We start from the raw sequence: 26,641 nt of genomic DNA, 5'->3' as shown, positions 1-26,641 counted from the left end.
AAGATCAGTCGTTACTTCACCAGGCCGGCAAAGCCCATGAACGCCAGACTCATGAAGCCGGCGGTAATGAAAGCAATCGGGGTGCCCTTGAACGGGGCGGGCACGTCAGCGCCATCCAGCCGTTCGCGAATCGCCGCAAACAGAATCAGGATCAGGCTGAAACCAAAAGACGAACCAAAACCAAAGACCAGAGATTCGGTAAAACTGAATTTCTGGACCGAATTGATCAATGGCACGCCCAGCACGGCGCAATTGGTCGTGATCAGCGGCAGGTAAATACCCAGCACCTGATACAGCACCGGGCTGGTTTTATGAATGAACATCTCGGTGAATTGCACGATCGCGGCAATCACCACAATGAATGACAGCGTGCGCAGGTATTCCAGATGCCAGGCCACCAGCAACTGATCAATCAGCCAGGATGAACCCGAGCCCAGTGTCAGCACAAACGCCGTGGCAATCCCCATGCCGATTGAAGCTTCCAGCTTTTTGGAGACACCCATGAACGGGCACAGGCCCAGAATGCGCACCAGCACCACGTTGTTGACCAGCACTGCGCCAACCAGCAAGAGTAAATAGTGATTCAAACCCATCGTCAGAACCGTCGCTATATCGAATGAATCGATAAATCTGTCATTTGAGGCCCGGATTATCCAACCTCCAGATATACCGGGCAAGCTTTATATCCTGCTATCCATATAACCGATATGGCTTATCAGGATTGCCAATGATTTTGTTGATAATCAGTGAATTACGAGTGAGGCGTGAGGGGTGAGGTGTAAAACCGGTATGCCAATCATGAAGACCAGGCCTGCGCTGCGGTTTTGCCTTTACCCCTCACTCCTCTCCCCTCACACTTTAGTACCGGATAGACGCAATCGCCGCCGCGCATTCTTCAACCAGCGTCGGTCCGCGATAAACCATCCCGCTGTATACCTGCACCAACGAAGCGCCAGCATGGATTTTCTCGACGGCGTCGTCACCCGACAAAATACCGCCGACGCCCATAATCGGCAGCGCACCATCCAGCGCTTCTGCCAGCTCACGAATCACCGAGGTCGACTTGGCTCGCACCGGCGCGCCAGACAAACCACCCGCCTCGGTGCCATGCGGGTGATGTTCTACGCCCACGCGGGACAACGTGGTATTGGTGGCAATCACGGCGTCAATCTGGTGTTTGATCAAGCGCTCGGCGACTTCCTGAATCTGGTGGCTATCCAGATCCGGCGCAATTTTCAGCGCCAGCGGCACATAACGGCCGTGTTTATCCGCCAGTTGCTGCTGGCGTTGTTTGAGCGCGGCCAACAGGCTCGACAACTCATCAGCCTGTTGCAACTGGCGCAGGTTTTTGGTGTTGGGCGAAGAAATATTCACCGTCACATAGCTGGCATATTCGTACACCTTGTCCAGGCAAATGAGGTAATCCTCGACCGCGCGTTCAATCGGCGTATCAAAATTCTTGCCGATATTGATCCCCAGAATGCCTTTGTACTGGGACTTGCGCACGTTCTCAACCAGCTTGTCCACGCCTTCGTTGTTAAAGCCCATGCGGTTGATGATGGCTTCAGAATCCACCAGCCGGAACATGCGCGGCTTGGGATTGCCCGGCTGCGGGCGCGGCGTGATGGTGCCGATCTCGATAAAACCAAAACCCAGATCGCCCAGCGCATCAATATATTCGCCATTCTTGTCCAGACCTGCCGCCAGACCCACCGGATTGGGAAACTCCATGCCCATGACCGTGGTCGGGCAACTCACCGGCGCGGGGACAAAGGCCCGCAACAAGCCCACGTCATGAGCAAAGTTCAGCCCACCCAGGGTGACATGGTGGGCCGTTTCTGGCGCCAGCATGAACAAAAACGGACGTACTAATGGATAAGGCATGAGCGGTCTTGTATTTATGATCGGGTTCAACAAATGGACCGCCGGGGCGGTCCATCCAGTCTTGCTTTATGAATCAGTTACGGTTTGCGGTTCACCGCAGCGTCATAGGTGTTTTGCATCAGGGTGGCCACCGTCATCAGCCCCACGCCCCCCGGCACCGGGGTAATCCAGGAAGCGTGCTGGCGCGCCACTTCAAACTCCACGTCGCCGCACAGCTTGCCGTCCGGCAACCGGTTGATGCCCACGTCAATGACAATGGCGCCCGGCTTGATCCAGTCCCCTTTCACAAAATTGGGGATACCAACACCAGCGACCACCACATCCGCACCGCGCACTTTGCCGGCCAGGTCTTTGGTCTTGCTGTGGCACACGGTCACGGTGGCGCGCGCCAGCAGCAACTCCAGCGCCTGCGGGCGGCCCACAATGTTGGATGCGCCCACGATCACGGCATCTTTACCCACCAGATCAATCCCGGTGCGTTCCAGCAAAGTCATCACGCCGCGCGGGGTGCATGGGCGCAGCAATGGCATCTTCAGGGCCAGGCGGCCAATGTTGTACGGATGAAAGCCATCGACATCCTTTACGGGGTCGATCAGCTCGATAATCTTTTCTGCGTTGATATGTGCCGGCAGTGGCAACTGCACCAGAATGCCATCAACCGCGTCATCCGCATTGAGCTTGCCGACCAGCGCAACCAGTTCTGCCTCGGATGTGGTTTCTGGCAGATCAAAGGCCAGCGAAGTGATGCCGGCGTTTTCGCACTGGCGCTTCTTGTTCCCGACATAAACCTGCGAGGCCGGATCGCTCCCGACCAGTACTACCGCCAGCGCCGGGGCGCGGTGACCTGCGGCCGTGCGAGCGTCAACCTTTGCGCGCACACTCTGCACGATGTCCTGCGAAATGGCTTTTCCGTCGAGAATTTGCGCTGTCATAGGCGGGCTCCGGCACGAGGTTTTATCAGTAAGATCACTATTGTCTCATTTTTCTGGTGATTGTCTCAATCGTCAGGCTTGACGAGGGTGGATGACCTCGCTATAGTCTCGGTCTCGTTCGGGGCGTAGCGCAGTCTGGTAGCGCACCTGGTTTGGGACCAGGTGGTCGTGAGTTCGAATCCCACCGCCCCGACCCTGCATTAAATCTGCTCTGTACTAACAAAGAAATGTAGCCTGATCCGGGCGCCCGTAGCTCAACCGGATAGAGCAACGGCCTTCTAAGCCGTAGGTTACAGGTTCGATTCCTGTCGGGTGCGCCAAATCTGCAGACGGGATGTACAGCAGAGTCAGTTTTAACGATTTATGTCACGCATAAATCAGCGAGTTTTGTGGTGGCTGTAGCTCAGTTGGTAGAGTCCAGGATTGTGATTCCTGTTGTCGTGGGTTCGAGCCCCATCAGCCACCCCACCTTATATATGCAAAAAGCCCGGCCAACAGGTCGGGCTTTTTGCTTTCTGGCGTTTATATAGGCGCTATGCAGGTTTTTTCGGTCAAGCATAATCCTTCCGAATCTACATCCCATAGGCACAATAGCCCCCTTAACGCCCTCCCCGCGAAGAACACCTCTCCCCGCAGAGGACGATTTCGATCATTGTGTCATGGCGTGCCAGATAGCACTGCGCATTCGGTTGTGTATTCGGTGCTGCGGTACAGTCTTCCCGAAGCAGATGCCAGCCCGAAAGCCGGCATCACCGAACGTGCGCGGTTTATGCCACGCACGCTGGATCGCCATTCATCGCATGCGGCGGCATGCTTCCCATAGTCGAATTCGATTGGGGCGGTGCCGTGTACACCCATGTCATGGAATCCGGCCCGGTCTGAGCCGACGCTGACTTTATCTACGTGGATATCCATACCCGCCCGGGCGAACGCCTGCTGGCCGATGGCTCGGACTACCATGCAATCAACCCGATGGGCCAGGCGCTGGCAATACGCATACGCGGTGGCGAAGTAATCACCGAGAACCCGGTGGTGCTGCAATATGTGCCCGACCAACACCCGCAAGCGCGGCTGGCCCCGGATAACGGCATGGAACGTTACCGCTTGCAGCAATGGCTGAACTTCATTGCCACAGAACTGCACAAGGCCACGTACATCCCGCTGCTGGACCGGCATAGCCCGGATGGCGCCAAAGCCTTTGCCCGCCAGAAACTGGCCTTGCGCTTTGACTACCTGAGCCAGCAACTGGCAGAGCATGAGTATCTGCAGGGCTACTTTACGCTGGCCGATGCCTATCTGATTACCGTGCTGAACTGGTCGCCCTACGCCGGGATCGACCTTGCCGCATGGCCACGCTTGCAATCCTGGGTGCGCGCGGTGAAACAACGCCCGGCCGTCGCGAGGGCGCTGGCCGAAGAGATGGCCGCATATAACGCAGAAATGAGCGCAAACCAGGCAACAAGCCCGTGACATTGAGGCGTCCCCCTTTCACTCGCGGCGAAGGGGGCCGCAAATTGCAAATGCCCGGCCAGGCATCCAACCTGAAAATTGTCCACCATCCTCTTTAAAAAAACGCTGATTTATGTGTATCTGACGCAGGCAGGTATAATCTGCGTTTAGCGCGGCCTGATCTCCATGTGCAATACATGGCAAACGAGATCTCCCCCTGTTACTTGCGACGCAAGCCCGATCTGTCTGTGCCGCGCGCTCTACCCGGAATTACCAATTCAAAAAACAAACTGATCGTCCAGTGCATTCCGGACAGACAGTTGATGGTTGATCCAGCCAGATAACAATGCGGCCGTGACGAGGGAAGTAAAATTGGCGTTTTTTCCGATTTTCCTGTCAGTAGTTTATGTACTGCACAACCAGGAACAGCAGCTAGACGGGATTTTGCGTGACGCTTCGTCACAATTAGGATCGCTGGTCAGCGATTATGAGCTGATCGTCGTGGACAACGCGTCTGATGACAGCAGCGTGACGCGGCTTGAACAACTCACCGCGCAGGAAGGACTTCCCAATCTGCAAGTCTACGTCCTGACCAGAGAAGTTGACGCAGACACCGGCGCCTGGGTCGGGGTTGAAAACGCACTGGGGGATTTTGTCGTCATTATTGATCCAATGGTCGATGACATCGCTTTTTTGCCTGAAATGCTTGAAAAAGCAGCAGGTGGTTCGGACGTGGTGTTTGCCAGAAACCGGCAAAAACCGGTGCACCGTCTGACTTACCGGATTGCCCATGCGGTTTTCAATTCCGCTTATAAATACTTCAGTGCGGTCAACCTTGATCACGATGCACCGCAATACCGTTTATTGAGCAAACGGGTCGTCAACTTCATTTTGCAACACCCCCAGCCAGCCCTCACCTATCGCTATTTGCCTGCAACCGGTGGGTTTGCCCGGACTAACCTGGATTACAGCGCAGCGCCTCTGGCCGCAAGCCCGAAAAAACTCGGGGATAGCATTGATCGTGGCATGCGTTTACTCGTCTCGACCACGCGTGCACCCATGCGAATTGTCACGACCCTCTCATTGTTCGGGGCCGTGGCCAATTTGCTGTATTCCGTTTATGTCGTTGCCATCGCCATTTTCAAATCCGATGTCGCGCCAGGCTGGGTTAGCCTGTCGTTACAGCAATCCGGCATGTTTTTCCTGATTTCACTGGTCCTGTTGTTGCTGGGCGAGTACATCTTGCATATGGCCAGCCTTTCCAACGAAGGGCCGCCCTATTATGTTGCCCAGGAATTCACCAGCGCGCGGATCACCCGCCGGGAAAAGCTGAATATTGAAGAGGTGGCCTCCCCTTCTGCCACCGCAGCCCCTGAGCGTCACACCGCAAAACGGATAAGCCAGTGACCCCGACCGGGCAAATGGTCGAAGCCGTGGTCATCGGCGGCGGCCTCTATGGATGTACCATTGCCAGCTATCTGGCCCAGGAACGGGGTCTACGGCGGGTTTTGCTCATTGAAAAAGAGCCCCGCTTGCTCGGGCGGGGTTCTCATAACAACCAGGCTCGGGTCCACAATGGCTATCACTACCCTCGCAGTTTCACGACAGCCTATCGCAGCCGGATCAACTTTAACCGGTTTGTCCAGGACTGGCCGGGAGCCGTCAAACGGGACTTTACCAAGCTGTATGCCATAGCTCGGCGTAACTCCAGGGTAACAGCACGGCAATTTGAGCGTTTTTGTCATGAAATCGGCGCAAAGATCAAACCGGCAGACCGCTCACTGCATGCCTTGTTTGAAAAGCGACTGATTGAAGAGGTCTTTGTTGTCGAAGAATATGCCTTCGATACCACCTGCCTTGCCCACTGGGCGCAACAGGAACTGGCGCGCACGGGGGTACATGTGCGGCTGGGCACACGCGTGTTGTCAATCTCGCGGGTCGATGGCGGGCTACAGGTGTTGCTCGAACAACAAGACGGGCAACCGGCTGAACTGATTGGTTGCCAGTATGTTTTCAATTGTACATACAGTGGGCTGAACCAATTTGCTGGCGACTTCCCGGGCACCCAGACCGGACTCAAGCAAGAGGTCACCGAGATGGCGTTGATACAAGCTCCTGCGGTACTGAAGGATCTGGGTATTACTGTGATGGATGGGCCTTTTTTTTCAATGATGCCGTTTCCCTCCCGTGGTCTGCACACGCTTTCCCATGTGAGGTATACCCCTCATTTCAGTTGGGCAGACCAGCCGGACACTGATCCCTACGCCCAACTGGAAAACTACGCTCAATCAACCCGGTTTGATCGCATGGCGCGGGATGTGGCGCGCTATCTTCCTGCCATTGCCGATAGCCAGTATGTCGACTCGCTGTTTGAGATCAAAACGGTTTTGCTCAAGAACGAAGGGGATGACGGTCGCCCCATCCTGTTTGAAAAACATCCCGCATTGCCAGGATGCTTTTCCATCCTCGGGGGCAAGATCGACAACGTTTATGATGTTCTGGAAAAACTCGGAACCGAAGAGTTCAGGAATATCCCGGAGAACCAATGAACAACAACGCATTGATTGGCTTTTCAGGTTTTGTGGGGAGCACATTGCTCAGGCAAACCACCTTCGATCAGCTTTATCGCTCAACCAATATCCACGACATCGCCCATCAGGAATTTGATACCGTGGTTTGTGCGGGTGCGCCCGCACAAAAATGGCTGGCCAACCGGGAACCGGAGGCAGATCGTCGTAGCATCGAGCACTTGATCTCTGCGCTGGAAACCATCCAATGCAAGCGTTTCGTGCTGATCAGTACCGTGGATGTGTTCGGCAATCCAGTGGGAGTCGATGAATCGACCGAAGTTGAAGAATCCGGCCTGCATGCATATGGACTGCACCGTCGCCAGCTTGAGAAGTTTGCACAAAGGCATTTTGCCCAGACACTGGTTGTGCGCCTGCCGGGGCTGGTGGGGCCCGGCCTGAGAAAAAACGTGATCTACGACTTTCTCAACAATAACAATCTTGATGCCATTGAGAGCCGCAGCGTCTTCCAGTTTTACCCGATGGTCAATCTCTGGTACGACATCCAGACTGCACTGGCTGCCGGCTTGCAACTGCTGCATCTGACCGCCGCCCCACTGAGCGTTGCCGAGGTGTCCTCTCAAGGGTTTGGCAAACGCTTCGAACACACACTGGATCGCCCCCCTGCGCAGTACGATATGCAAACCCTTCATGCTGATGTTTTTGGTGCTCAGGGCAGATACCAATATGGTGCGAGCGAATCCATCCAGGCTATTCGTGCGTATGCCCAGTCCGAACCGCTCGTCCCGCCCCAACCTGCGGAGCACAGCCGGTGAGACTGGCCATATCCAATATCGCCTGGGATGTCACCTGGGACACGGCCATCGCTGCGCTGCTCAAGCGCCACGCCATTGATGCAATTGACATCGCACCCGGCAAATACTTTTCCGAGCCGGCCAAAGCGAGTGCCGCCGAAATCAACCGGGTGAAAGACTGGTGGCAATCGCACGGGATCGAGATCACCGGCATGCAGGCCCTGCTGTTTGGCACCGTGGGGCTAAACGTATTTGGCACGCCTGACGTACAACGTCAATTGCTGGATCATCTGGCCGCGGTGTGTCGCATTGGGGCTGGGCTGGGTGCGACCCGCATTGTATTTGGCTCCCCGAAAAACCGGGATCGCTCAGGCCTGACAGATGAGGTAGCGCTGGACATGGCGGTCCGCTTCTTTCGCCAGGTGGGGGATATCGCCCAGGCGCACGGGGTGAGTTTCTGCCTCGAGCCCAATCCGGCACACTATGGCGCAAACTTCATGCTCGACAGTGCGCAAACGGCACATGTCATTCGCCACATTGCCCACCCCGCAGTCAACATGCAGTTTGATACCGGCGCACTGGCTATCAATGGCGAATCTGCCGAAGACGTCTTGCGCCAATACGCCCCTTTGATTGGCCATATTCATGCCAGCGAGCCCGACCTGGTCCCGCTGGGGGACGGCACGGCGCCGCACCACGACATCGCGCAAGCCTTGCAACACTGGCTGCCTCATCACCTTGTCACCATCGAGATGGTGGCAACCCGGAACGAACCTCACTTGCACTCGGTTGAACGTGCTTTGGAGGTTGCCATTGAACACTATCGACCGACCGGAAATACCTTTTCATGAAATGGTTCATCTTGATCATGGGGATTGCCGCCAATGCCTCTGCCAGTGTGCTGGTGAAGCTGGCCATGGTGCCGCCCCGCAAATTTCCCTCGCTGGCTGATCCGGTTTCCGCATTGACCAACTGGCCGTTCTGGCTGGGGCTGGGTTTGTATGGTGGCGCCTTCCTGCTCTATGCGGCGGCATTGGCACGCTTGCCACTGAACGTCGCGCACCCGGTCCTGACCTCCGGGGCAATTGCCACGGTCGCCGCATTTTCCATTCTGATTTTTCGCGAACCGTTTCACTGGACAACCGTCGCCGGCATTGTCCTCGTCATCACCGGTGTTGCCCTGATCACAGTCCAGGTGGGTTAAACATGTCCATAGCTCCCGATATCTCTGCCCGGATGCGCGCAGCCTGGCAGGTCCCTGCCTTCGAAACCGCCTTCTGGCTCGGGCGCAGCAAACCCTGCTGTGTGATTATCCCCGTCATCAACGAAGGGGATCGCATCCGCAATCTGCTCAGTCGCATGCATGCCCTGGACATCGCCACAATCGCCGACATCATCATTGTCGATGGCGGAAGCAAGGATGGCTCGCTCGCGCCGGCGCAGCTACAGCAAAACGGCGTTCGCGGGTTGCTGGTCAAAACGGCGCCCGGCAAGTTGAGTGCGCAATTGCGTTGCGCGTATGCCTTTGCACTGGATCAAGGCTACGACGGCATTGTCACCATTGATGGCAATGACAAGGATGATCCACAAGCTATCCCTGCATTCCTTGAACAACTGACGCAGGGAACCGATTTTGTGCAGGCGTCCCGTTTTATCCCGGGTGGAACCGGGATCAATACGCCGGGCGCCCGCCATATGGCCATCCGGTTGATTCATGCGCCACTGCTAAGTCTATCGTCCGGATTTCACTGGACCGACACCACGCAAGGATTTCGGGCCTATAGCCGGCGCATGCTGCTTGACGCAAGAATTGCGCCGTTTCGTGATGTGTTCATGACTTATGAGTTGCTGGCTTATCTGTCGCATCGAGTCCCGAAACTGGGCTTCAAATGCGTCGAACTTCCCACGGCCCGGGTGTACCCGCCCGGTGAAGTACCGACAAAGATCAGCGGCGTGCGGGGCAATATCGATCTTATCAAAGTCCTGTTGACCGCCTGCACCGGGGGATATGACCCGGTAGCCCAAGTGAGGGACCCGGGTTGAAATTCGCACTGTCGATCATGAAAAAAATACCATCTGGTCACAACCAGCCTGTTGCCGGACCCTGCTTGCAAGGGCTGGGACAAGCATGGTGTCTGGCCATTTTGTTATGCGGACTATGGGCGACGTTGCACGCTTTCCCGGATGCCGCCCACGGCCTGCTCGTTGCCGGGCTGACCCCGCCGCTGCTGATCGGCTTGTATGTGGCCGCACATCAACTCAATCATGCAGGTCAGCAGGCCTGGTGGCGAACCGGCTCGGTCTTGCTGATCGCCCTGGTCCTTGTTACGTATGCCTGGGCCGGGGCATTTGATTCCAGCCAGGCCAGTGATTTTGGCATTTATTACCGCTGCGGCACTCATCTGGACAATCATCTGGCCGCCTGGATGTCCAGTTGTCGTTCCCATTATTTTTATCAGCCCGATAACACTTACTGGGCCAGAGCCCTGGCCTACTCCGCCCCCTTTGGCGTCATTGCTGGCGATAACTATCCGCTGTTCAAGCTCTACAACGCCAGCCTTCATGCCCTGACCATGGCATTGCTGTTTTTCGGGCTGGGCCGGCAGAAAGGCCCGCGCGTCGCCACCCTCGCGCTGCTACTGTTTGGCCTTTACCCGGAGTGGTTTTACTCCGTCACGCTGGCCACGCCCGACAACCTGGCCTTGTTGCTTGTCGTGTCTTTTTTGCTCTGCCTCCCCGGGCTTGAGCGTGAACGTCAGGGCGCAATACGCGTCGTTGCGCTTGCTGCCATTGCATTTCTGGCCAACCTGGCCCGGACCATCGGTCCCATCATGCTGATCACGATTGCATTGTGGGCGCTGGCCTTTGCAGAGCGCACAACCTGGAAACGTGTGCTGAGCCGGTTTGTCGGTATTGCCGCGCTCTACTGGCTGGCGAACACGCTGTTTGTGTGGCTGATCCACGCGCCGGCCCAAGGGCAATTTGATCTACTGACACGGATTTCAACGGTCGATCTACGCCAGCCCAACCAGGATTTCAGGTTAGTGTTCGCCTGGCTAGATCAGTTTCTTCCCGACTTGCCAGCCAACACCCGAACCAATGTGATACTGCATAAAATCGCCCTGGAGTTCGCTCACGGGTTTGGCGCTTACCCGGGATATCTATTTACCAAAGCCAGTGTCCTGTTTAACGGCATGGGGTATTTCTGGTTCTCCAGCCATCAATTGGGGCCCAATCCGGACTCATCCAGTGTCGTGAGTATTGTGACCGTGCCTGCAGGTGCAGCCATGCCTGCGGTCTTGCTGGCCAGCATGACACTCCAGCTTGGCCTGGCCGCACTCGGCATGATCCGGGCCCGGCATGATCGGCTGCTGTGCGCCAGCATTTTCTTCATGGCGATGTTCTTTGTTGTTGTGCTTGGATTTGGTGATACGCAACCGCGGTACAGCCTGCTGATTGCGCCAGCCCTTGCCATTTCCGGCGCGATAGCCTTGTTTCCGGCGGATAACTGCCCACACCAGGAACTGCGTGGACCATTGCAAGCCAACCTGTTCTGGGCCGGCGTCGGCGTGATTGCACTTGCGGTTTTTTACGCTGCTGGCAGCGCTCTGGCAGCAAAGGTTGCGTTGCACCTCCCCACGCCAGTGGTAATGGCCCATCAGGAGCCGCCTTACCCATTGGCGAATGGCGCTAAATGCAACACAGCGCCGCTTGCTTTTGAGGCCAACTACAAGCGCCTGAAAGTGACCTCTCCCGCGCAGAACCAGTGCTTCCGTTTCTCCATCCCGCTCCCTGCGGGTGCGCGGTCCTTCTCGCTTTTCATTTCGCGCGACCAGTTCCCGTTTCCGTTTGAACCGAGAACTCCGTCCCCTTATCACTACCGGATTGAACAACAGGGTGTGCTGCTTTATGAGGGCGGGTTAAACACGGATGTCGTGCGCTGGCTGGAGCTCAATACGGTGAATTCACAGCAAAAGACATCTGCAGAGCCCATACCCATTACCTTCAGCGTGACCCGGCAGACCAATGAAACGCCCCCGGAACCCTTTGAAGTCTGGTTGATGACCCCGTCTTCCAGAGCAATCCGTTGAGCTCCACATGGGTGGAACAGGCAAGGCATGCCTTTGCCTTTTCCACCCACCGCATAGCTTGCACCTGCGCAGGAAGCGGGCGCTTGGGGCAGCACAACATCACAGTTCGGTGGAAATTTGCTCCAGCGCGAGACCATTGGTTTTCGGCCCCATCAAACCAATCACCAGCATCACCACCAGCATGGCTGCCGCAATAAATACAAACACGCCAGGTGTGCCAAAACCTTGAGTACGGCGGCAATGATGAACGATGAAAAAATCGCGGAAAAGCGGCTCCAGGAATAAACAAACCCTAGCGCCCGTGCCCGGATGCCCCCGAGTGAACACGTCGCCAATGTGTAGAAACAAAAATCGCCCAGAACAAAACGTCTTAGGCCAGGGAGCTACAGCCGCCTTTAAGTTTTGTTCGTATGCATCACAATCAAACTCGGGGCCGTCGGCCCAAGCGGCGACCACCTACAAACCGGCAAGAATGTTTACGAACACCGCGCCGGTCCTTTGGCTGGCTTGAAAGCATGACGACCCTACAACCTATATTGGCCGCCGACCTGTCGATGTTGTTCAAAAAAATAGCGACAACGACACGCCCGCATTTGGCCTTCCTCGCCTGGCTGGCCCAATCGGCACAGTTTGCGGCGACCCAAGTGCAAATTGGTACAGATCACCGGCCAGAACCGCCGCAATCCGCAGCGCTGCCACGCGGTTAGTGCTGGCACGATTTCTGCAAGAACAACTACACGCCCGGTTGTGGGCGACTCCCGGACAACGGGCTTTTAGCTGCGCTTGATGAGGAATCACAACATGTCTACGACGACTGCGCCTTCTGGCATTACCGTGACGCAACTGGCGGGCCATATTGGCGCCGAGATTGGCAATCTGGACCTGGCCGGCCCGGTCAGCGATGCGGCCATTCACGATATCCGCCAGGCTTTACTGAAATGGAAAGTGGTGTTCTTTCGAGGCCAGAATATCGATCATGCCGCGCAAGTAGCGTTCACCCGGCGTTTTGGTGAAGTCACTTATGCCCACCCGCATGAAGACCAACCGATTGATGGTCACCCGGAAATCCTGCCGATTGACCGCAGCCGCTATGAACGCCGCAATGGTCTGCGCCGCGCCAGTTACGAGAGCCGCTGGCATACCGATGTAACTGCTGCGGTGAACCCGCCGGCGGCATCCATCTTGCGTGCAGTCGATGTCCCTTCATTTGGCGGTGATACGCAATGGACCAACCTCGTCGCGGCGTATGAAGGGCTGTCAGCCCCGCTGCGCGCACTGGCCGATACGCTGAAAGCAGAGCATCGTTTTGCCGCCAACCAGCGTATTCCGGCAGGCAGCAAGCTGGCGCAACGGTTTGCGCAAAACCCGCTGGTGGCGATTCATCCGGTGGTGCGGGTCCACCCGGAAACCGGCGAGCGCGCCCTGTACGTCAACCCGGGCTTCACCTCACATCTGGTGGGTTTGTCCGCGGTAGAAAGCAGCAAGCTGCTGGAGATCTTCTTTGAGCAAATCACCCGCCCGGCGTATACCGTGCGCTTCCACTGGCACAATGGCGACATTGCGTTCTGGGATAACCGCGCCACGGCCCATCTGGCACCGCAAGACCTGGACCATATTGAGGTAGAGCGCGTGCTGTACCGTACCACCCTGGTCGGTGATGTACCGGTGGGGCCGGATGGCTTTCATTCTGAATTGCTGGAAGGCGAGGTTTTTGGCACCACCGTGCCCGCCGCGCTGGAGCAATTTGCCAAAGCCGAGGCACAAGCCCAGCCGGCTTGAGTCCACCGCAGGCCATAAAAAACCGCCAGCGTCACACCTGGCGGTTTTTTTTATGGCCGCAGCGCGGCTTGCAAGCAGTAGCCCCGCTTATTTCACGTAAGAGCGAATCACCTGCAACACCACATCCAGGTCTTCCCGCCGCTGGGCTTCATCCGCCTCCAGCACCAGGTGATCGGTGATATGGCCTTCAATCACCGCTGCCAGCAAGCCGTTCACGGCACCGCGAATGGCCGCGATCTGCTGCAGGATTGCGCCGCAATCCCCTTCTACATCCAGTTGTTTTTCCAGCGCCGCCGCCTGCCCCTGAATCCGGCGCACCCGGGCCAGCAGCCTGGCTTTGTCCTTGATGGTGTGACTCATGGTTTTTTCCTGCAATCAATGACGGCAGCGTATCACGCCATTACTGGGGGGTAGTATATTTATATACTTGGGGGTAGTATCGACGCCGTTGATAGTCCGCCCCTATAAAGCCCGCCATGACCGAATTCGCCACCCTGTTGCAGCAAGGTAATGCCTGGCTGTTTATCCCCAGTGCCATTTTGCTGGGGGCGTTGCATGGGCTGGAACCGGGTCATTCCAAGACCATGATGGCCGCGTTTATTGTGGCCATCCGCGGAACGGTGGGGCAAGCCGTGTTGCTGGGTTTGTCGGCCACGCTCTCTCACACCGCCGTGGTCTGGCTGGTGGCGCTGGCAGGCTTGTACTTTGGCGGGCACTGGAATGCCCAGACCACTGAACCATATTTCCAGGTGGCCTCAGCGGTGTTGATTATGGGTGTGGCGGCCTGGATGCTGTGGCGCACCTTGCGTGAACAACACGCGGCCCAGGACCACCATCACGATCACCCCGAGGGGAAACGGATTGATACCGGCCACGGTACGGTTCGGCTGGACATCTTTGAAGACGGCGTGCCGCCGGTATTCCGCCTGTATCAGGAAGGCCGCATGGGGCATCACTGGTTGTCCAAAGACGTGCAACTGGCTATCCAGCGACCTGATGGTCAAACGCAGACCTTCCGCTTTGTCTCCAGAATGGGTTATCTGGAATCGGCAGAACCCGTTGCCGAGCCGCACGATTTCACCGCCCGTTTGTCTTTGGGCCACGGCGGTCACACGCACGACTATGACGTGACGTTTTCAGAGCAGGGTCACGCCAATGCACTGGCCCTGGGCGACGGTGAATACCAGGATGCCCACGAGCGCGCACACGCCAACGACATCCGCCGCCGCTTCGCCAACCGCAACGTCACAACTGGCCAGATCATTGTGTTTGGCCTGACCGGCGGACTGGTGCCCTGCCCGGCGTCCATCACCGTGTTGCTATTGTGCCTGCAATTGAAAAAATTCAGCCTGGGCGCCGCGCTGGTGCTGTGTTTCAGCATTGGCCTGGCGTTGACCATGGTCATGAGCGGCACCGTCGCCGCGCTGTCTGTCCGCCATATGTCCAAACGCTGGACCGGCTTTGGCGACTTCGCCCGCAAGGCGCCATTTGTATCTGGCGCGCTGATCATGCTGGTGGGGTTGTATGTGGGATATCAGGGGGTGATGGCGTTGGGGTGATGGGGTGCGCGGTTGCCGCTGGGGTTGCTTTTGAAGTTGCAGTTGTTTTTGACGTATCTCCCCTCCGGCGGCGCCGAGCATCGCAGTGAGGGCCGGGGGGCCGCCGAGGCGTTTCGGCGTAAGGGTGTTTGAGCGTAGCGAGTTCCTGCCCCTTGGGGGTACCCCCACAAAGTTGATCATCCCATCGGATGACAGTAGAAGCGGGGCTGGAGCCAGCCGGCACTCACGAGAAGCACAGGGGATTCGCGCAGCGAACGCTGTCGTAGGGGTCGCCTTTCTTTGCTTACTTTCTTTGGGGCCGCCGAGGTGGCGAAGCACCTCGGCGGCCCCAAAGAAAGTAAGGTGGTCCGGGCACTCCCGGTGTGTAAACAACCGCGCCGTCAGGCGCTAACAGGGCTTCAAGGTTTTAAGCCAGCCAAGGTGGATTGTCGCTAACGCTCCGAATCCACCCTACAGTTGCCAACGATCGGGTTCTCGCCAGAGAACGGAACCGTTCCGGCTCCCACTGGATTCCTGCTTTCGCAGGAATGACGAGTTAGCGGGACATGGAGGCACCTTTATTCTTGCAAGCACTGCGGCAAGCGTCCGCCCCAAGGGCTGTCAAAGCCGACAACGCCAAAGTCCGGGGCTCGCCAGCCCCACTCCTCCCCCCCAGCAAATCCCCCTCCCGTAATACCCACGTCACACCGTCATGGCAGCGTCGCAGGTTTGTCGCATTCTGGCCGCCCTCCCCATGACCCACGTTCTGGTTGTCGAAGACAACACCACCACCGCCGCCGAAATCAATGCGGCACTGTGTGATCACGGCTTTCAGGTCACGCATGCAGATACCGGGCAGAGTGGTCTGACACAGGCGCAAGCCGGGCATTTTGATGTGATTGTGCTGGACCGCATGCTCAATGGCGGCATGGATGGGCTCTCTGTCCTGACGGCCTTGCGCAAGACGCTGATTGATACGCCCGTGCTGATCCTGAGCGCCCTCTCCACGCTGGATGAACGGGTGCGCGGCCTGCGCGCAGGGGGCGATGACTATCTGACCAAGCCTTTTGATTTTGTGGAACTGACCGCCCGGCTGGACGCGCTGACCCGCCGCCGTGGCCGTAGCGAAGAACGTGAGTTGCGTTTGCGCGTGGGCGAACTGGAGGTCGATCTGTTGACCCGCACTGTGCGGCGCGGCGAGCGGCTGCTGGATCTGTTGCCGCGTGAGTACGACCTGCTGCTGTACCTGATGCGCAACGCGGGCCAGACCGTCACCCGCACCATGATGTTTGAATCCGTGTGGGACTATCACTATGACGAGCGCACCAACGTGATCGAGGTCCACATTGGCCGCCTGCGCCGCAAGCTGGATGTCGCGCCAGAGCCGGACATGATCCACACCGTGCGAGGAGCCGGCTATGTTCTCCGTGCGCCTGAGTGATATTCCGCGTACGACCAGCTTTCGCGTCGCCTTGTTGTTCATGCTGCTGTTTGGCACTACATCGCTGGCCCTGTTTGGCTATATCTACTGGCGCACGTCCAGCTATCTGTCGGTGCATATTGACCACACGCTGGAGCGCAAAGTCTACAACTACAGCCGCATGACCCCGCATGACATGCTGGCCGAAGCCACCGAACACACCGGGCATGATGCAGCCGGTCTGGCGCCGGTAGGACTGTTTGATGCCACGGGCCACTGGCGCCTCGGTGGCCTGCAGCAAAAGCCTTATATTCCGGCCTGGGACGTGCCCTTCAATTTCAGCCGGACGGGAAATGATGGCTCGTTGCAGCATCTGCGGGGCGTGGCGCATGTGCTGGCCGATGGCAATGTGCTCGTCATGGCCGCCGATGTGCGTGATATCAGCGAGTTTGGTCAGGCCATTCTGGGCGCGCTGGAATCCGGCGGCGTGATCATGCTGATTCTGGGTTTGCTGGGGGCCACCGCCATGGGCCTGAGCACACAACGGCGGTTGCAAGGGGTGACCAGCGCCATCCAGCGCATTGTGAAGGGCGATCTCTCCAAACGCTTACCGGTACGCGGCGTCACCGATGATGTAGACCAGTTGGCGGTGGTGGTGAACCACATGCTCGATGAGATTGAGCGGCTGATGCACGAGGTCAAAGGCGTCTGTGACGATATCGCCCATGACCTGCGCACGCCCTTGACCAATCTGCTGGCGGGGCTGGAGCGCGCGCAACGACGGGGCGAGATGAGTCAGAGCGAGTATCAACAGGCCATTGAACAGGCCATCTCGCAGGCCCGTGGTTTGTTGGCCACCTTCCGGGCGCTATTGCGTATTTCAGAGATTGAAGACAACGCCCGCCGCGTGGGCTTTGCCCGGCTAGACCTCAACCGCATCGCCACGGATATCGCAGAATTTTTTGAACCCATGGCCGATGAAAAGCAGATCAGCCTGCATTGGGAACGCAGCCGGTCTGCGGTCTGGATTACCGGTGACGCCGATCTGCTGTTTGATGCCATGTGCAATCTGCTGGACAACGCCCTCAAGTTCACCCCATCCGGTGGCGCGGTGTGGATTACGCTCAATGCGCAGCCGCACTACGCCGTGCTGAGCGTGAGTGATAACGGCCCTGGCGTGCCGGAGGCCGATCGGGAAGCCGTGCTGCGCCGGTTTTTCCGTTCAGAGCGCAGCCGCCATACCGCCGGCAACGGTCTTGGTTTGAGCATGGTGGCGGCAGTCGCGCGTTTGCATGATGTCGATGTCAGTCTGCATGACGCCCAACCGGGTTGCCAGGTGCGCTTGCGCTTTACCACCGAGGCCGATCCCGCAGTGATCGGCCTCAAACCGGTGACAGAGAGCCTCCCCACCGCGCCCATTGCTGCGATCTGATCATCAACTGCCAAAAGCCCACCCACACAGGGTGGGCTTTTTTTATCCGCAACAATCCGGACCCAGGTATTTCTTAAACAAAAATTTAGAATAAGGGCACACATTCAATTCACCCCCATTCGGCTGCGTATTTTTACGGTTTTCAAAAAACACCCTTCTCATCCAATACCTGGAAAAGGGTTGACACAAATCTAAATTATTTTTTAAAAACCAATAAAAAACAGTCACTTCAAATCATATTTAGATAAAAACCGGTTTATATACGACACCCCTGGATGACTGATTCAAAAACATCCATTCCTATTATTTTTCTGTAATAAATCCAGGCTAGTTTGGCGCACCTTTTCACAAAAACAGAATTCAGGTTCACCAACATGCTGCAATTTTTTAAACAACTTGTCGTTCCCGTGACAGTGCTACTGCTGGCGACCACGCCAACCTGGGCTGCGGATGCAACCTACCTGGGCAGCACCAGCCCGGATCTCGTGCAATTGCTGCCTCCACCCCCGGCACTGGGCACCCCAGCCGGGGACGCTGACCTGCAACAAGTGCTGCTCTGGCAAAAGAACCGCACCGACGCCCAGCTCAAGCTGGCCGATGCCGATACCCACAAAAGCGTGTTCCGTTTCAACGATGTGCTGGGCTCCGCATTTGATGCCGACAAGTTACCGCTGACCGCCGCTTTTTTTACCCGCATTGCCAAACAAGGTGCAGTGCCCATGAAGGCTGCCAAGGCGTACTGGAAACGCCCCCGCCCTTATAACAGCAGCACCGATGTTCACCCCGGCATCGTCACCGAAGGGACTTCGCCCAGCTATCCGAGTGGTCATGCCACCTTTGCCTGGCTGACCGCCGAAATGCTGGCGCAAATGGTCCCGGAAAAGCGCGCAGAGATTTTCAACCGCGCAGACAGCTTTGCGCTGGGCCGCGTGATTGGTGGCGTGCATTACCCCAGCGATATTGAGGCCGGCAAAGCATCCGGCATGCTGATTGCCGCGGCCATGCTGCAAAACCCCGCCCTGCGTGCCGATCTGCAAGCCGCCACCAACGAAACCCGCAAAGCGCTGGCCCTGCCGGCGCTGACCATCGCCACCCAGACTGCCCAATAACCCAAGATCATGAAGAAACTGACCCGCCATTGCTCTTTCACAACCCACCTGTGTGTGGCCGCTTTGTCCGCCGCCCTGGCCGCCTGTTCCAGCTTTAGCCCCGCCAGTGCAGCGCCAGCACGCCATGTTCTGTTGATCAGTGTGGATGGTCTGCATGAACAAGACCTCACCCGCTTTGTGATGGATCACCCGCAATCGAACCTGGCCCGCATGTATGCCAGTGGTTTGAACTACCAACGCGCCTATGCACCGATGCCGTCCGATTCTTTCCCGGGATTGGTGGCGCTCATCTCTGGCGCATTGCCGGCCCAGTCCGGCGTGTATTACGACGACAGCTACGACCGCAGCTACGCCGCTGCGGGCTCGGATTGCAGCCATCGCGGCGCCGAGGTGGTGTACGACGAGTCGATCGACCAGCACCCGGAGCAAGTCAACGGTGGGGGCGCCATCAACCCGGCCCAATTGCCGCGCGACGCAGTACACGGCTGTACGCCGGTTTATCCGCACCAGTTTGTGCAGGTCAACACCGTGTTTGAAGTGGTGCGGGCGCATGGCGGCCAGACCGCCTGGGTGGACAAACACCTGGCTTATGACTTTGTGAACGGCCCCAGTGGTCAGGGCGTAATGGACTTGTACACGCCAGAGATCGCCGCCATGGGAGAGAAAACCACCAGTTTCCCGGCGTATGACAATCTCAAGGTGACGGCCGTGATTAACCAGATCAACGGCCTGGATAGCAGCGGCCAGCACAAGGTCGGCGTCCCCACCCTGTTTGGCATGAACTTCCAGAATGTCAGCGTCGCCCAGAAAAGTGGTGAAGGTTATCTGGATGCCAACGCCCAGCCCGGCCCGGCCATTGCCAGCGCGCTGACCCATGTCGACGAGTCCCTTGGCCGCATTGAAGCCGCGCTGAAAACCGCACACCTCAGCAAATCGACGCTGGTGGTGCTGACCGCCAAGCACGGCCAGGCCCCGATCGACAGCGCAAAACTGCGCCGCATAGACGGCAAGTTATTGCTGGCCCAGGTTAATGCCGCCGCACCTGGCGCGCTGGCCAAGGCTTCGCTCGATGACGTGGGTTTGCTGTGGCTGAACGATCGCCGCACCGCGCCGACTGTTGTGGCGGCACTGAATGCCCACGCGGCAGAACTGGGCATTGCCCACGTGTACAGCGGAGAGGACATGCCGGCCGGGTTTGGCCGCGCTACGGATAACCGCACGCCGGATATTGCGCTGGCCGTGCAACCGGGCGTGGTGTACACGCACGGCAAAAAGATGGCCGAACACGGTGGCTTTGGCGAGGACGACCGCCACGTGGCGCTGTTACTCAGCGGCCCCGGCGTGGTGCCCGGCCAGGTAGAGGACACGGTGAGCACCACACAAGTCGCACCGACCATTCTGGCCGCGCTGGGGCTGGACCCGGCTGCACTGCAATCCGTGCAGCACGGCTCGGCCCGGGTCTTGCCCGGCGCCTGGACGGCCCGCTGATCTGATCAGGATTACTGCAATTAACCCGAAAACAAAACGGGCGCGCCCCGCCGCCCACCAGGAGACATGCCAGTCATGAACAACACCACACGCCACACGATGACGCTGATTGCGTTTTCGGTCATGGCCGCCTGTGCCCACGCTGCTGACCCCGCCCCGGTGACCGATATCGGCACCGTATCGGCCAATGGCAACGATGACACCACCAACGCCCCTGCCCGCAAAAAGGCAGTGACGCCAGCCGCCGCTGCCGCGCTGACCCAGGCCCCGCTGGATGCGCAATCGCCGCAGACCCAGATTGGCAGTAACTACATTCACGATCAGCTGACGCCGGTGGCCGATTACGGTTCCATGATCCGTATCGCCCCCAGCTACTCCAGTTCGTCCCCGAACGGCACCGGTCTGTCCGAGGCCAAGAACCAGACCCTGCGCGGCTTTCCGGACGGTCAATTCAACGTGACCTATGACGGCCTGCCGTTTGGGGACACCAACGACTTCACCCACCACACGACGTCGTACTTCCCGTCCGCCACCATTGGCAGCATCAGTATTGACCGCAGCCCGGGCGATGCCACGCAACTGGGTTATGCCACCTTTGGCGGCTCGGTGAACATGTTCTCGCCCAAGCTCTCGCCAACCTCATTGTTCAGCTTTGGTCAGACCCTGGGTTCGCATTACACCTCGCAGACCGATATCGGCTATACCACCGGCGCCGTGCAGTCGCTGGGCGACAACAACCTGATGATCAACGCGCATTACCTGGGCTCGGACGGCGCGCTGACCAATGGCGACGTGCGTGACGCCAACATCTACCTGAAAGACCAGTTGCCGCTGGGTGAAAACACACTGCTGACCTTTGTGTATACCTTCAACCGGATCAACTTCAACAATCCGGATGGCACCACGCTCAACGACGCCAACAAGTATGGCTACAACTATGGTCTGTCCAAAGACCCGACCCGCGCTGACTACATTGGCTACAACTATCAGGACAAAGACACTGATTTTGCCTACGTCGGCCTGGATCATGACTTTGGTAACGGCTGGACCGCCAATAACAAGCTCTATACCTATTACTACAACAACGTCAGCCATGAGCTGAATGGCGACACCACGTCATCCCCACTGTCTGCCGTGAAAACCGCCAAGCCGTATACCACAGGCCAGAGCGGCACCGACATTGCCGGCGCCATCAAGATCAACCAGTACCGTACCTGGGGCGATGCACTGACCACCGAACACGCCGACGCCACCGGCACGTTCACGGGTGGTCTATGGCTGGAACACACCTGGAACAACCGTAACCGCAACGCGGTGGATTTCACCACCGGCACGCCATACAACCAGAACGCCACCTACGGCCCGACGTTCTACGACATGAAAGACATGGTGGATACCCGCCAACTGTTTGCCCAGTATGACTGGAAGGCATTGTCCAACCTGACCGTTTCGCCCGGCCTGCGCTACCAGAATTTTGAGCGCACCCTGAACGCCAGAATCAACCAGAACAACCTGCCGGGCACCAATGGCGAAATCGACAAGACCTGGGATTCTGTCCTGCCCAGCCTGTCCGCCAACTATCGCTTCACGCCGCTGTGGTCCGGCTATGTGGAGGTTTCCAAAGGCACGCTGGCCCCTAACCTGAACACGCTGTACTCGGGCAACCCGCTGAGCAATAACTCGGTGGACCCGCAGTCTTCCATTGCGTATCAGATTGGCACGGTGCTCAAGGCCGAGCGTTACACCTTCAATATTGATGCCTACCTGATCGACTTCAGCAATTACCTCTCCAAGACCGGCTCCGGCCAGAACGCCACCTATTTCAACTCGGGCGGCGTGCGTTACACCGGCGTGGAAGCGGAAGGCAACGTATTGCTGGGTTACGGCTTTGGCGTGTACGGCAATGGCTCGGTCAACCATGCCACGTTTACTGAGGACGGCGTGGGTTCGCAGGCCTGGAAATCCGGCCAGACGATCTCCTTTGTGCCGCAGTACACCGCAGCACTGAGCCTGAATTATGACCAGAGCGTTTATCACGCGGCGCTGGCGACCAAGTTTATTGGGGCCATGTACCAGGGCAGTAACGGTGAAGCCGACGGCAGCCTGTACCGCGTGCCGGCCTACCACGTGACCGATCTGACACTGGCGCGTGATCTGACCGATCTGGGCACCCGGTTCAAGAACCTGCGCCTGACCTTTGGTGTATCCAACCTGTTCAACACCAACGCCATTACCGACAACATGGGCCCGGCCGCCAGCGACACCAGCCACGGCACCGATCCCAACCAGTTCCTTTATTACTTTGTGCCGGAGCGTAGCTATTTTGTGAGCCTGCGCGGCGACATCTGATCCTGGTGCCACCAACACAATCGCTGCTGGCCAGGCGCGCAAAGCACAGACAGCCGTGGTTTTGTGGGCAGCACATTAATTTTGCAATAACAGAACTGTAATGTGACCGTCACGGCGCACCCCTGCTTACCTGGGGGTGCGCCCTGCGTTCAGGCAGAACCGAATCACCCGGCCACGGTTGTGGCCACATGCAAAAGCGAATTCAAACATGGATTTTTCTCATCTTAACCAGATGGCCCTGGGCTCTGGCGGCACGCTGTATCTGATGGCGGTGCTGGTATTTGTCGGCCTGACCGTCATCATTGATCGCGGTTTGCGCATTCGCCGCAACGTGCGCCGCGGCGCGCAACTGGTCCACGATCTGAGCACCCTGCCCACGCTGGGCCAGAGCGACGTGGAACGCCTGCGCGAACAAGCCACTGGCCTGCCCCTGGCGCGCCTTTTTGATGTTTACGCCGTGCGCCACACCGCGCCCAATCTGGATGAATTGCTGGAAGAAGCCATTTACATGGAAATCCCGCAGGTTGATCGCGGTTTGTGGCTGCTGGACACCGTGATTACCGTCGCCCCGCTGCTGGGCCTGTTTGGCACCATCATCGGCATGTTCAACGCGTTTGGCGTGCTGGGCCAGAATGGCGGCGATACCTCTGGCGTCACCGCTGGCGTGGCCGAAGCGCTGGTGGCCACCGCCTGCGGCCTGGCCATTGCCATGAGCCATTTGTGGTTCTTCAACGGTATGAATGACGCCGTGCGCCAGATCGTGCACCAGATGGAAACCGTCAAGCGTCAATTGCTTAACCGGCTGCCAGGTGTCCACAAGAACCCCGAGCACAATGGCTTGCGCGCCAAAGAACGAGTGATGGCCTGATATGCGTTACTTTGAAACCCGCAAGGCACGTATTGAAGTGGTGCCGATGATCGACATCATGTTTTTTCTGCTGGTGTTCTTCATCATGGCCGCGCTCAAGATGATTCCCGCCCACGGCATTGGCGCCAAACTGCCTGGCAGCACCACCGCGCAAAACCTGCCCAAGGCCCGCGTGATTGTCACCCTGCATGCGGACGGCAGCATTGAAGCCGGCCACGACAAGGTAACGCTGGATACACTGACCGCCCGCCTGCGCGGTGGCGACGCCACCAATACCGTCGTGACCCTGGCCAGCGAAAAACAAGCCAGCGTGCAACAGTTGACCCAGGTCATGGATGCCTGCCGCAAGGCCGGTGTGACCCAGATCGGCATTGCCGCCCGTGATGCCCAATGAGTAGCACCGTGATGCAATCGCCTTTGTTGCGTTCCATGGGCATGGCCCTCTTGCTGGAGGGGCTGCTGGCGACGACCGGTGTCTTGCTGTTATCGCACCAGTTGCTCAAAGCGCCTGCCCCGGCACCGGCGCCGCAGATGGTCAGCCTGGTGGCGCCAGAAGCGGCCCCGACACCCGCGCCGCCCAAGCCGCCCGCCCCCATGCCGCGCCCGGTGATGCACGACGAGCCGCATCCGGCCCCCGCACCGCATGTGCAAGCCGCGCCACCAGCGCCGGCCACACCGCCATCCCCGCTGGATACCGCCGCGCAAAGCCCCACGCCACCAGCACCGCCACCGCCGCCCGCCCCCGCGCCGGCCGTGGCCGGCCCCAGCCCGGTGGACGTGTTTGCTGCGCAATTACGTGGCGCGGTGCAGTCGGCGGTGTTGTACCCGTATGCCCTCAAGCAAATGGGTGAAACCGGCCAGGCGACGGTGGAGTTTGATTATCTGGATGGCACGCTCAGCAACATCCACATTGCCAAATCCAGCACAATCAGCGCCTTTGACCACGCGGCCCTGGCCGCAGTACAGGCCGCGCCCTTGCCGGCAGAACCCGCTGCGCTGGTGGGGCACAAACACACCTACCGGGTGAATGTGCAGTTTCGGCTGGATTGAAGGTTGGCGTTGGCTAGAAGAAACAGGGCGGACCATGTCTGCCCTGTTTTGTTTTTCAGGCCGCCTGATGCCCGCTGACCGCTGCGCCGGCATTGCGCGGTAACGGCAACAGATCAAGCAGCCCGGCCGCGCTGATCAGTGCCATCCCCAGAAACGCCAGCCGGAAGGCCGTCACCGACACGCCATGCCCTGCGGCCGGAAACCAGACGGATGCCGCGCGCAACATAACCGCCCCCAGCGCCACGCCCAGGCCAGCACTCATCTGGGTGAGGATGCTGCTCAGCGTAGATGCCCCACTCATGCGCTCGGGCGGGATATCGCAAAAGCTGAAGGTGGAAAAACCGGTGAACTGCATGGAACGGCTTAACCCGGTAAAGAACAGGACAGCCATGGTGACGAGATAAGGCGTATCTGGCCGCAACGCCATGCATAACACAAAACCCAACGCCACCATGACGCCATTGACCAGTAACACGGTACGAAAACCCCAGGCTTTCATCAGCGGGGTCGTCGCGGGTTTCATCAGCAAGTTGCCGGCAAACAGCGCCAGCAACAGCGTCCCGGAGGTCGTGGCGCTGTAGCCAAAGCCAAGCTGGAACAACAGGGGTAGCAGAAACGGCGCACTGTTGATCGCCATGCGGAACAGCAAGCCACCACGCATGGCCACAGCAAAAGTGGGTATGCGGAGCGCATCCAGATCCACCAGTGGATGGGGCGTCCGGCGCAGATGTCGTACCGCCAGCCACAATGCCCCCACACCGCCCAGGCCCCATAACAGCACGGCGCTAGCCATAAAGGGCGTCTGTGCGGCCAGGTTGCAGGCGTACATCAACGCACTGCAACCCACGCCGCTCAGGATAAACCCCACCGTATCAAACCCGCGCCGCCCGCCTGGTGCGCCATCCACCAGCCGTAGGGTCAACACAAAACCCAGCAGCCCAAACGGCACATTCAACAGAAAAATCCAGTGCCAGCCCCAATGCGTGGTGATCAGCGCACCCAGCGGCGGGCCCAGCACCGGTGCGCCCAGCGCGGGCCAGGTCAGCGTGGCAATGGCCGTTACCAGTTTGTCTTTGGGTGTGGCGCGCAACACCACCATGCGCCCGACCGGCACCATCATTGCCCCGCCCAAACCTTGCAACACGCGGGCGAAGGTAAAGAACCACAAGCTGGTGCTCAGGCTGCATAACACCGACGCCAATGTGAACAGCAAGATGGCCCCGCCAAACACCTGGCGCGGGCCAAAGCGATCTGCCAGCCAGCCGCTGATGGGGATGAACACTGCCAGCGCCAGCAGATAGGCGCTGACGCCAATGGAGAGATGCACCGGCGCCGTGCCAAAACTCTGTGCCATCTGCGGCAAGGCCGTGGTCATGACGGTGGAGTCCAGCAGCTCCATAAAGAAGGCGCCGGCCACCAGCCAGACTAGCCAACGGTTGCGGGGGGACTCTGCAGGTAAGGTGTGGGGCATTGGAACGGGGGCTTGATTCATGAGTGTATTGATATATTACGCGGCGCAACCCAGGGGTGGGGGCTTTGCGGCATTTGGGTGTGCCTCTAAGACAAGGCGTGTGAACGACACCGTTTCAGCGCCTGCGGCGCAGATATTTACGCCTGGATTCCGGCTCAAGGCCGGAATGACGATGTGGTGGGCAAGGGAAACCGTTCTTGCGCACAGACGGTTTGCGGGGTTGGGGTTGGCTGTTGCCTTTCCTCCCATCCGGCAGCGCCGAGCATCGCAGCGGAGTACGGGGGGCCGGTACCCCGGGTATCGAATGCCTTTCAAGCCCGCGCCGGCAGGCGCTAACACAGAGATCGCAATGGTGGATTGTCGCTAACGCTCCGAATCCACCCTACGGCGGCCTCACCGGATTCCGGCTCAAGGCCGGAATGACGAGTCAGTGAGCCAGCCAGGAAGCAAGCCGCTCAC

At 58.4% G+C, this 26,641-nt stretch carries 24 protein-coding genes and 3 tRNA genes; 21 read left to right on the top strand and 6 right to left on the bottom strand.

The genetic code is table 11. The features are described 5' to 3' along the window. Nucleotides 1-11: 11 nt before the first annotated feature. The 3 genes from rsxA to folD form a co-directional block, all read right to left on the bottom strand. The gene (rsxA, locus tag HNQ50_RS21745) at nt 12-593 is read right to left on the bottom strand and encodes an electron transport complex subunit RsxA (protein WP_221303313.1); all 582 of its coding nucleotides are present in this window, start codon (nt 591-593) and stop codon (nt 12-14) included. Between the two features lie 265 nt (nt 594-858). Then, complete coding sequence (locus HNQ50_RS21740; RefSeq protein WP_184103647.1) at nt 859-1,884, bottom strand: quinone-dependent dihydroorotate dehydrogenase; 1,026 nt, start codon at nt 1,882-1,884, stop codon at nt 859-861. Between the two features lie 77 nt (nt 1,885-1,961). After that, complete coding sequence (gene folD, locus HNQ50_RS21735) at nt 1,962-2,816, bottom strand: bifunctional methylenetetrahydrofolate dehydrogenase/methenyltetrahydrofolate cyclohydrolase FolD (RefSeq protein WP_184103645.1); 855 nt, start codon at nt 2,814-2,816, stop codon at nt 1,962-1,964. 119 nt (nt 2,817-2,935) lie between these two features. Between folD and HNQ50_RS21730 the strand changes: the two genes are divergently transcribed. The 11 genes from HNQ50_RS21730 to HNQ50_RS21680 all read left to right on the top strand — a co-directional run bounded on the left by HNQ50_RS21730 (nt 2,936) and on the right by HNQ50_RS21680 (nt 11,678). Next, nucleotides 2,936-3,009 (top strand) — tRNA-Pro (locus HNQ50_RS21730). 50 nt (nt 3,010-3,059) lie between these two features. After that, nucleotides 3,060-3,136 (top strand) — tRNA-Arg (locus HNQ50_RS21725). A 72-nt stretch (nt 3,137-3,208) separates the two neighbouring features. Continuing rightward, a tRNA-His gene (locus HNQ50_RS21720) sits at nt 3,209-3,284 on the top strand. 435 nt (nt 3,285-3,719) lie between these two features. Further along, nucleotides 3,720-4,286, top strand: a complete 567-nt coding sequence (locus tag HNQ50_RS21715) for a glutathione binding-like protein (RefSeq protein ID WP_184103642.1) — start codon at nt 3,720-3,722, stop codon at nt 4,284-4,286. Between the two features lie 306 nt (nt 4,287-4,592). Further along, complete coding sequence (locus HNQ50_RS21710; protein WP_246428823.1) at nt 4,593-5,672, top strand: glycosyltransferase; 1,080 nt, start codon at nt 4,593-4,595, stop codon at nt 5,670-5,672. After that, entirely contained in the window at nt 5,669-6,814 is a 1,146-nt protein-coding gene (locus HNQ50_RS21705; protein ID WP_221303312.1) for an FAD-dependent oxidoreductase, read from the top strand. Before HNQ50_RS21710 ends, HNQ50_RS21705 begins: the two co-directional genes overlap by 4 nt. Continuing rightward, on the top strand, nt 6,811-7,608 hold the full coding sequence (locus HNQ50_RS21700) for an NAD-dependent epimerase/dehydratase family protein (protein WP_184103639.1): 798 nt from the start codon (nt 6,811-6,813) through the stop codon (nt 7,606-7,608). The genes HNQ50_RS21705 and HNQ50_RS21700 overlap by 4 nt, the downstream gene beginning before the upstream one ends. Further along, nucleotides 7,605-8,438, top strand: coding sequence for a sugar phosphate isomerase/epimerase family protein (locus HNQ50_RS21695; RefSeq protein ID WP_184103636.1), 834 nt, complete (start codon nt 7,605-7,607; stop codon nt 8,436-8,438). The genes HNQ50_RS21700 and HNQ50_RS21695 overlap by 4 nt, the downstream gene beginning before the upstream one ends. After that, nucleotides 8,435-8,791 carry an EamA family transporter gene (locus tag HNQ50_RS21690; protein ID WP_184103632.1) on the top strand — a complete coding sequence of 119 codons (357 nt, stop codon included), beginning with the start codon at nt 8,435-8,437 and terminating at the stop codon, nt 8,789-8,791. Before HNQ50_RS21695 ends, HNQ50_RS21690 begins: the two co-directional genes overlap by 4 nt. Nucleotides 8,792-8,793: 2 nt before the next feature. Beyond that, complete coding sequence (locus HNQ50_RS21685) at nt 8,794-9,630, top strand: glycosyltransferase family 2 protein (protein ID WP_184103629.1); 837 nt, start codon at nt 8,794-8,796, stop codon at nt 9,628-9,630. Between the two features lie 65 nt (nt 9,631-9,695). Next, complete coding sequence (locus HNQ50_RS21680; protein ID WP_184103626.1) at nt 9,696-11,678, top strand: glycosyltransferase family protein; 1,983 nt, start codon at nt 9,696-9,698, stop codon at nt 11,676-11,678. Nucleotides 11,679-11,777: 99 nt separating this feature from the next. Here the strand turns inward: HNQ50_RS21680 and HNQ50_RS21995 are convergent, their stop codons facing one another. Beyond that, the gene (locus HNQ50_RS21995) at nt 11,778-12,134 is read right to left on the bottom strand and encodes a hypothetical protein (RefSeq protein WP_221303311.1); all 357 of its coding nucleotides are present in this window, start codon (nt 12,132-12,134) and stop codon (nt 11,778-11,780) included. A 345-nt stretch (nt 12,135-12,479) separates the two neighbouring features. On the opposite strand from HNQ50_RS21995, the gene HNQ50_RS21670 reads away from it, so the two are divergent. After that, on the top strand, nt 12,480-13,457 hold the full coding sequence (locus HNQ50_RS21670; RefSeq protein WP_184103623.1) for a TauD/TfdA dioxygenase family protein: 978 nt from the start codon (nt 12,480-12,482) through the stop codon (nt 13,455-13,457). Between the two features lie 87 nt (nt 13,458-13,544). On the opposite strand, the gene HNQ50_RS21665 is transcribed toward HNQ50_RS21670, so the two are convergent. Further along, nucleotides 13,545-13,817, bottom strand: coding sequence for a metal-sensing transcriptional repressor (locus tag HNQ50_RS21665; protein WP_184103620.1), 273 nt, complete (start codon nt 13,815-13,817; stop codon nt 13,545-13,547). Between the two features lie 116 nt (nt 13,818-13,933). On the opposite strand from HNQ50_RS21665, the gene HNQ50_RS21660 reads away from it, so the two are divergent. From HNQ50_RS21660 to HNQ50_RS21620, 9 genes are all read left to right on the top strand, one after another. Beyond that, the gene (locus HNQ50_RS21660; protein ID WP_184103617.1) at nt 13,934-15,016 is read left to right on the top strand and encodes a nickel/cobalt efflux protein RcnA; all 1,083 of its coding nucleotides are present in this window, start codon (nt 13,934-13,936) and stop codon (nt 15,014-15,016) included. 733 nt (nt 15,017-15,749) lie between these two features. Next, nucleotides 15,750-16,436 carry a response regulator transcription factor gene (locus HNQ50_RS21655; RefSeq protein WP_184103614.1) on the top strand — a complete coding sequence of 229 codons (687 nt, stop codon included), beginning with the start codon at nt 15,750-15,752 and terminating at the stop codon, nt 16,434-16,436. Beyond that, nucleotides 16,414-17,847 carry a sensor histidine kinase gene (locus HNQ50_RS21650; RefSeq protein WP_184103611.1) on the top strand — a complete coding sequence of 478 codons (1,434 nt, stop codon included), beginning with the start codon at nt 16,414-16,416 and terminating at the stop codon, nt 17,845-17,847. Before HNQ50_RS21655 ends, HNQ50_RS21650 begins: the two co-directional genes overlap by 23 nt. 374 nt (nt 17,848-18,221) lie before the next feature. Further along, nucleotides 18,222-18,956: an acid phosphatase gene (locus HNQ50_RS21645; protein ID WP_184103608.1), complete on the top strand. Its 735-nt coding sequence runs from the start codon at nt 18,222-18,224 to the stop codon at nt 18,954-18,956. A gap of 9 nt (nt 18,957-18,965) precedes the next feature. After that, nucleotides 18,966-20,444, top strand: coding sequence for an alkaline phosphatase family protein (locus HNQ50_RS21640; RefSeq protein ID WP_184103605.1), 1,479 nt, complete (start codon nt 18,966-18,968; stop codon nt 20,442-20,444). A 75-nt stretch (nt 20,445-20,519) separates the two neighbouring features. Continuing rightward, nucleotides 20,520-22,793 (top strand): TonB-dependent receptor, encoded by a 2,274-nt coding sequence (locus HNQ50_RS21635; RefSeq protein WP_184103602.1) that lies wholly within the window; start codon nt 20,520-20,522, stop codon nt 22,791-22,793. Nucleotides 22,794-23,001: 208 nt separating this feature from the next. Beyond that, nucleotides 23,002-23,661, top strand: a complete 660-nt coding sequence (locus tag HNQ50_RS21630; RefSeq protein ID WP_184103599.1) for a MotA/TolQ/ExbB proton channel family protein — start codon at nt 23,002-23,004, stop codon at nt 23,659-23,661. A 1-nt stretch (nt 23,662) separates the two neighbouring features. Then, nucleotides 23,663-24,055, top strand: a complete 393-nt coding sequence (locus HNQ50_RS21625; RefSeq protein WP_184103596.1) for an ExbD/TolR family protein — start codon at nt 23,663-23,665, stop codon at nt 24,053-24,055. Further along, nucleotides 24,052-24,711 (top strand): TonB family protein, encoded by a 660-nt coding sequence (locus HNQ50_RS21620; RefSeq protein ID WP_184103593.1) that lies wholly within the window; start codon nt 24,052-24,054, stop codon nt 24,709-24,711. Before HNQ50_RS21625 ends, HNQ50_RS21620 begins: the two co-directional genes overlap by 4 nt. A gap of 55 nt (nt 24,712-24,766) precedes the next feature. Here HNQ50_RS21620 and HNQ50_RS21615 read toward each other — a convergent pair whose 3' ends face one another. Further along, on the bottom strand, nt 24,767-26,182 hold the full coding sequence (locus HNQ50_RS21615) for a DHA2 family efflux MFS transporter permease subunit (RefSeq protein ID WP_281386238.1): 1,416 nt from the start codon (nt 26,180-26,182) through the stop codon (nt 24,767-24,769). Nucleotides 26,183-26,641: the final 459 nt, after the last annotated feature.

The sequence above is a fragment of the Silvimonas terrae genome (genome assembly GCF_014202765.1).
Classification (GTDB): Bacteria; Pseudomonadota; Gammaproteobacteria; order Burkholderiales; family Chitinibacteraceae; genus Silvimonas; species Silvimonas terrae.
This window is presented reverse-complemented; position numbering and strand designations above follow the sequence as displayed.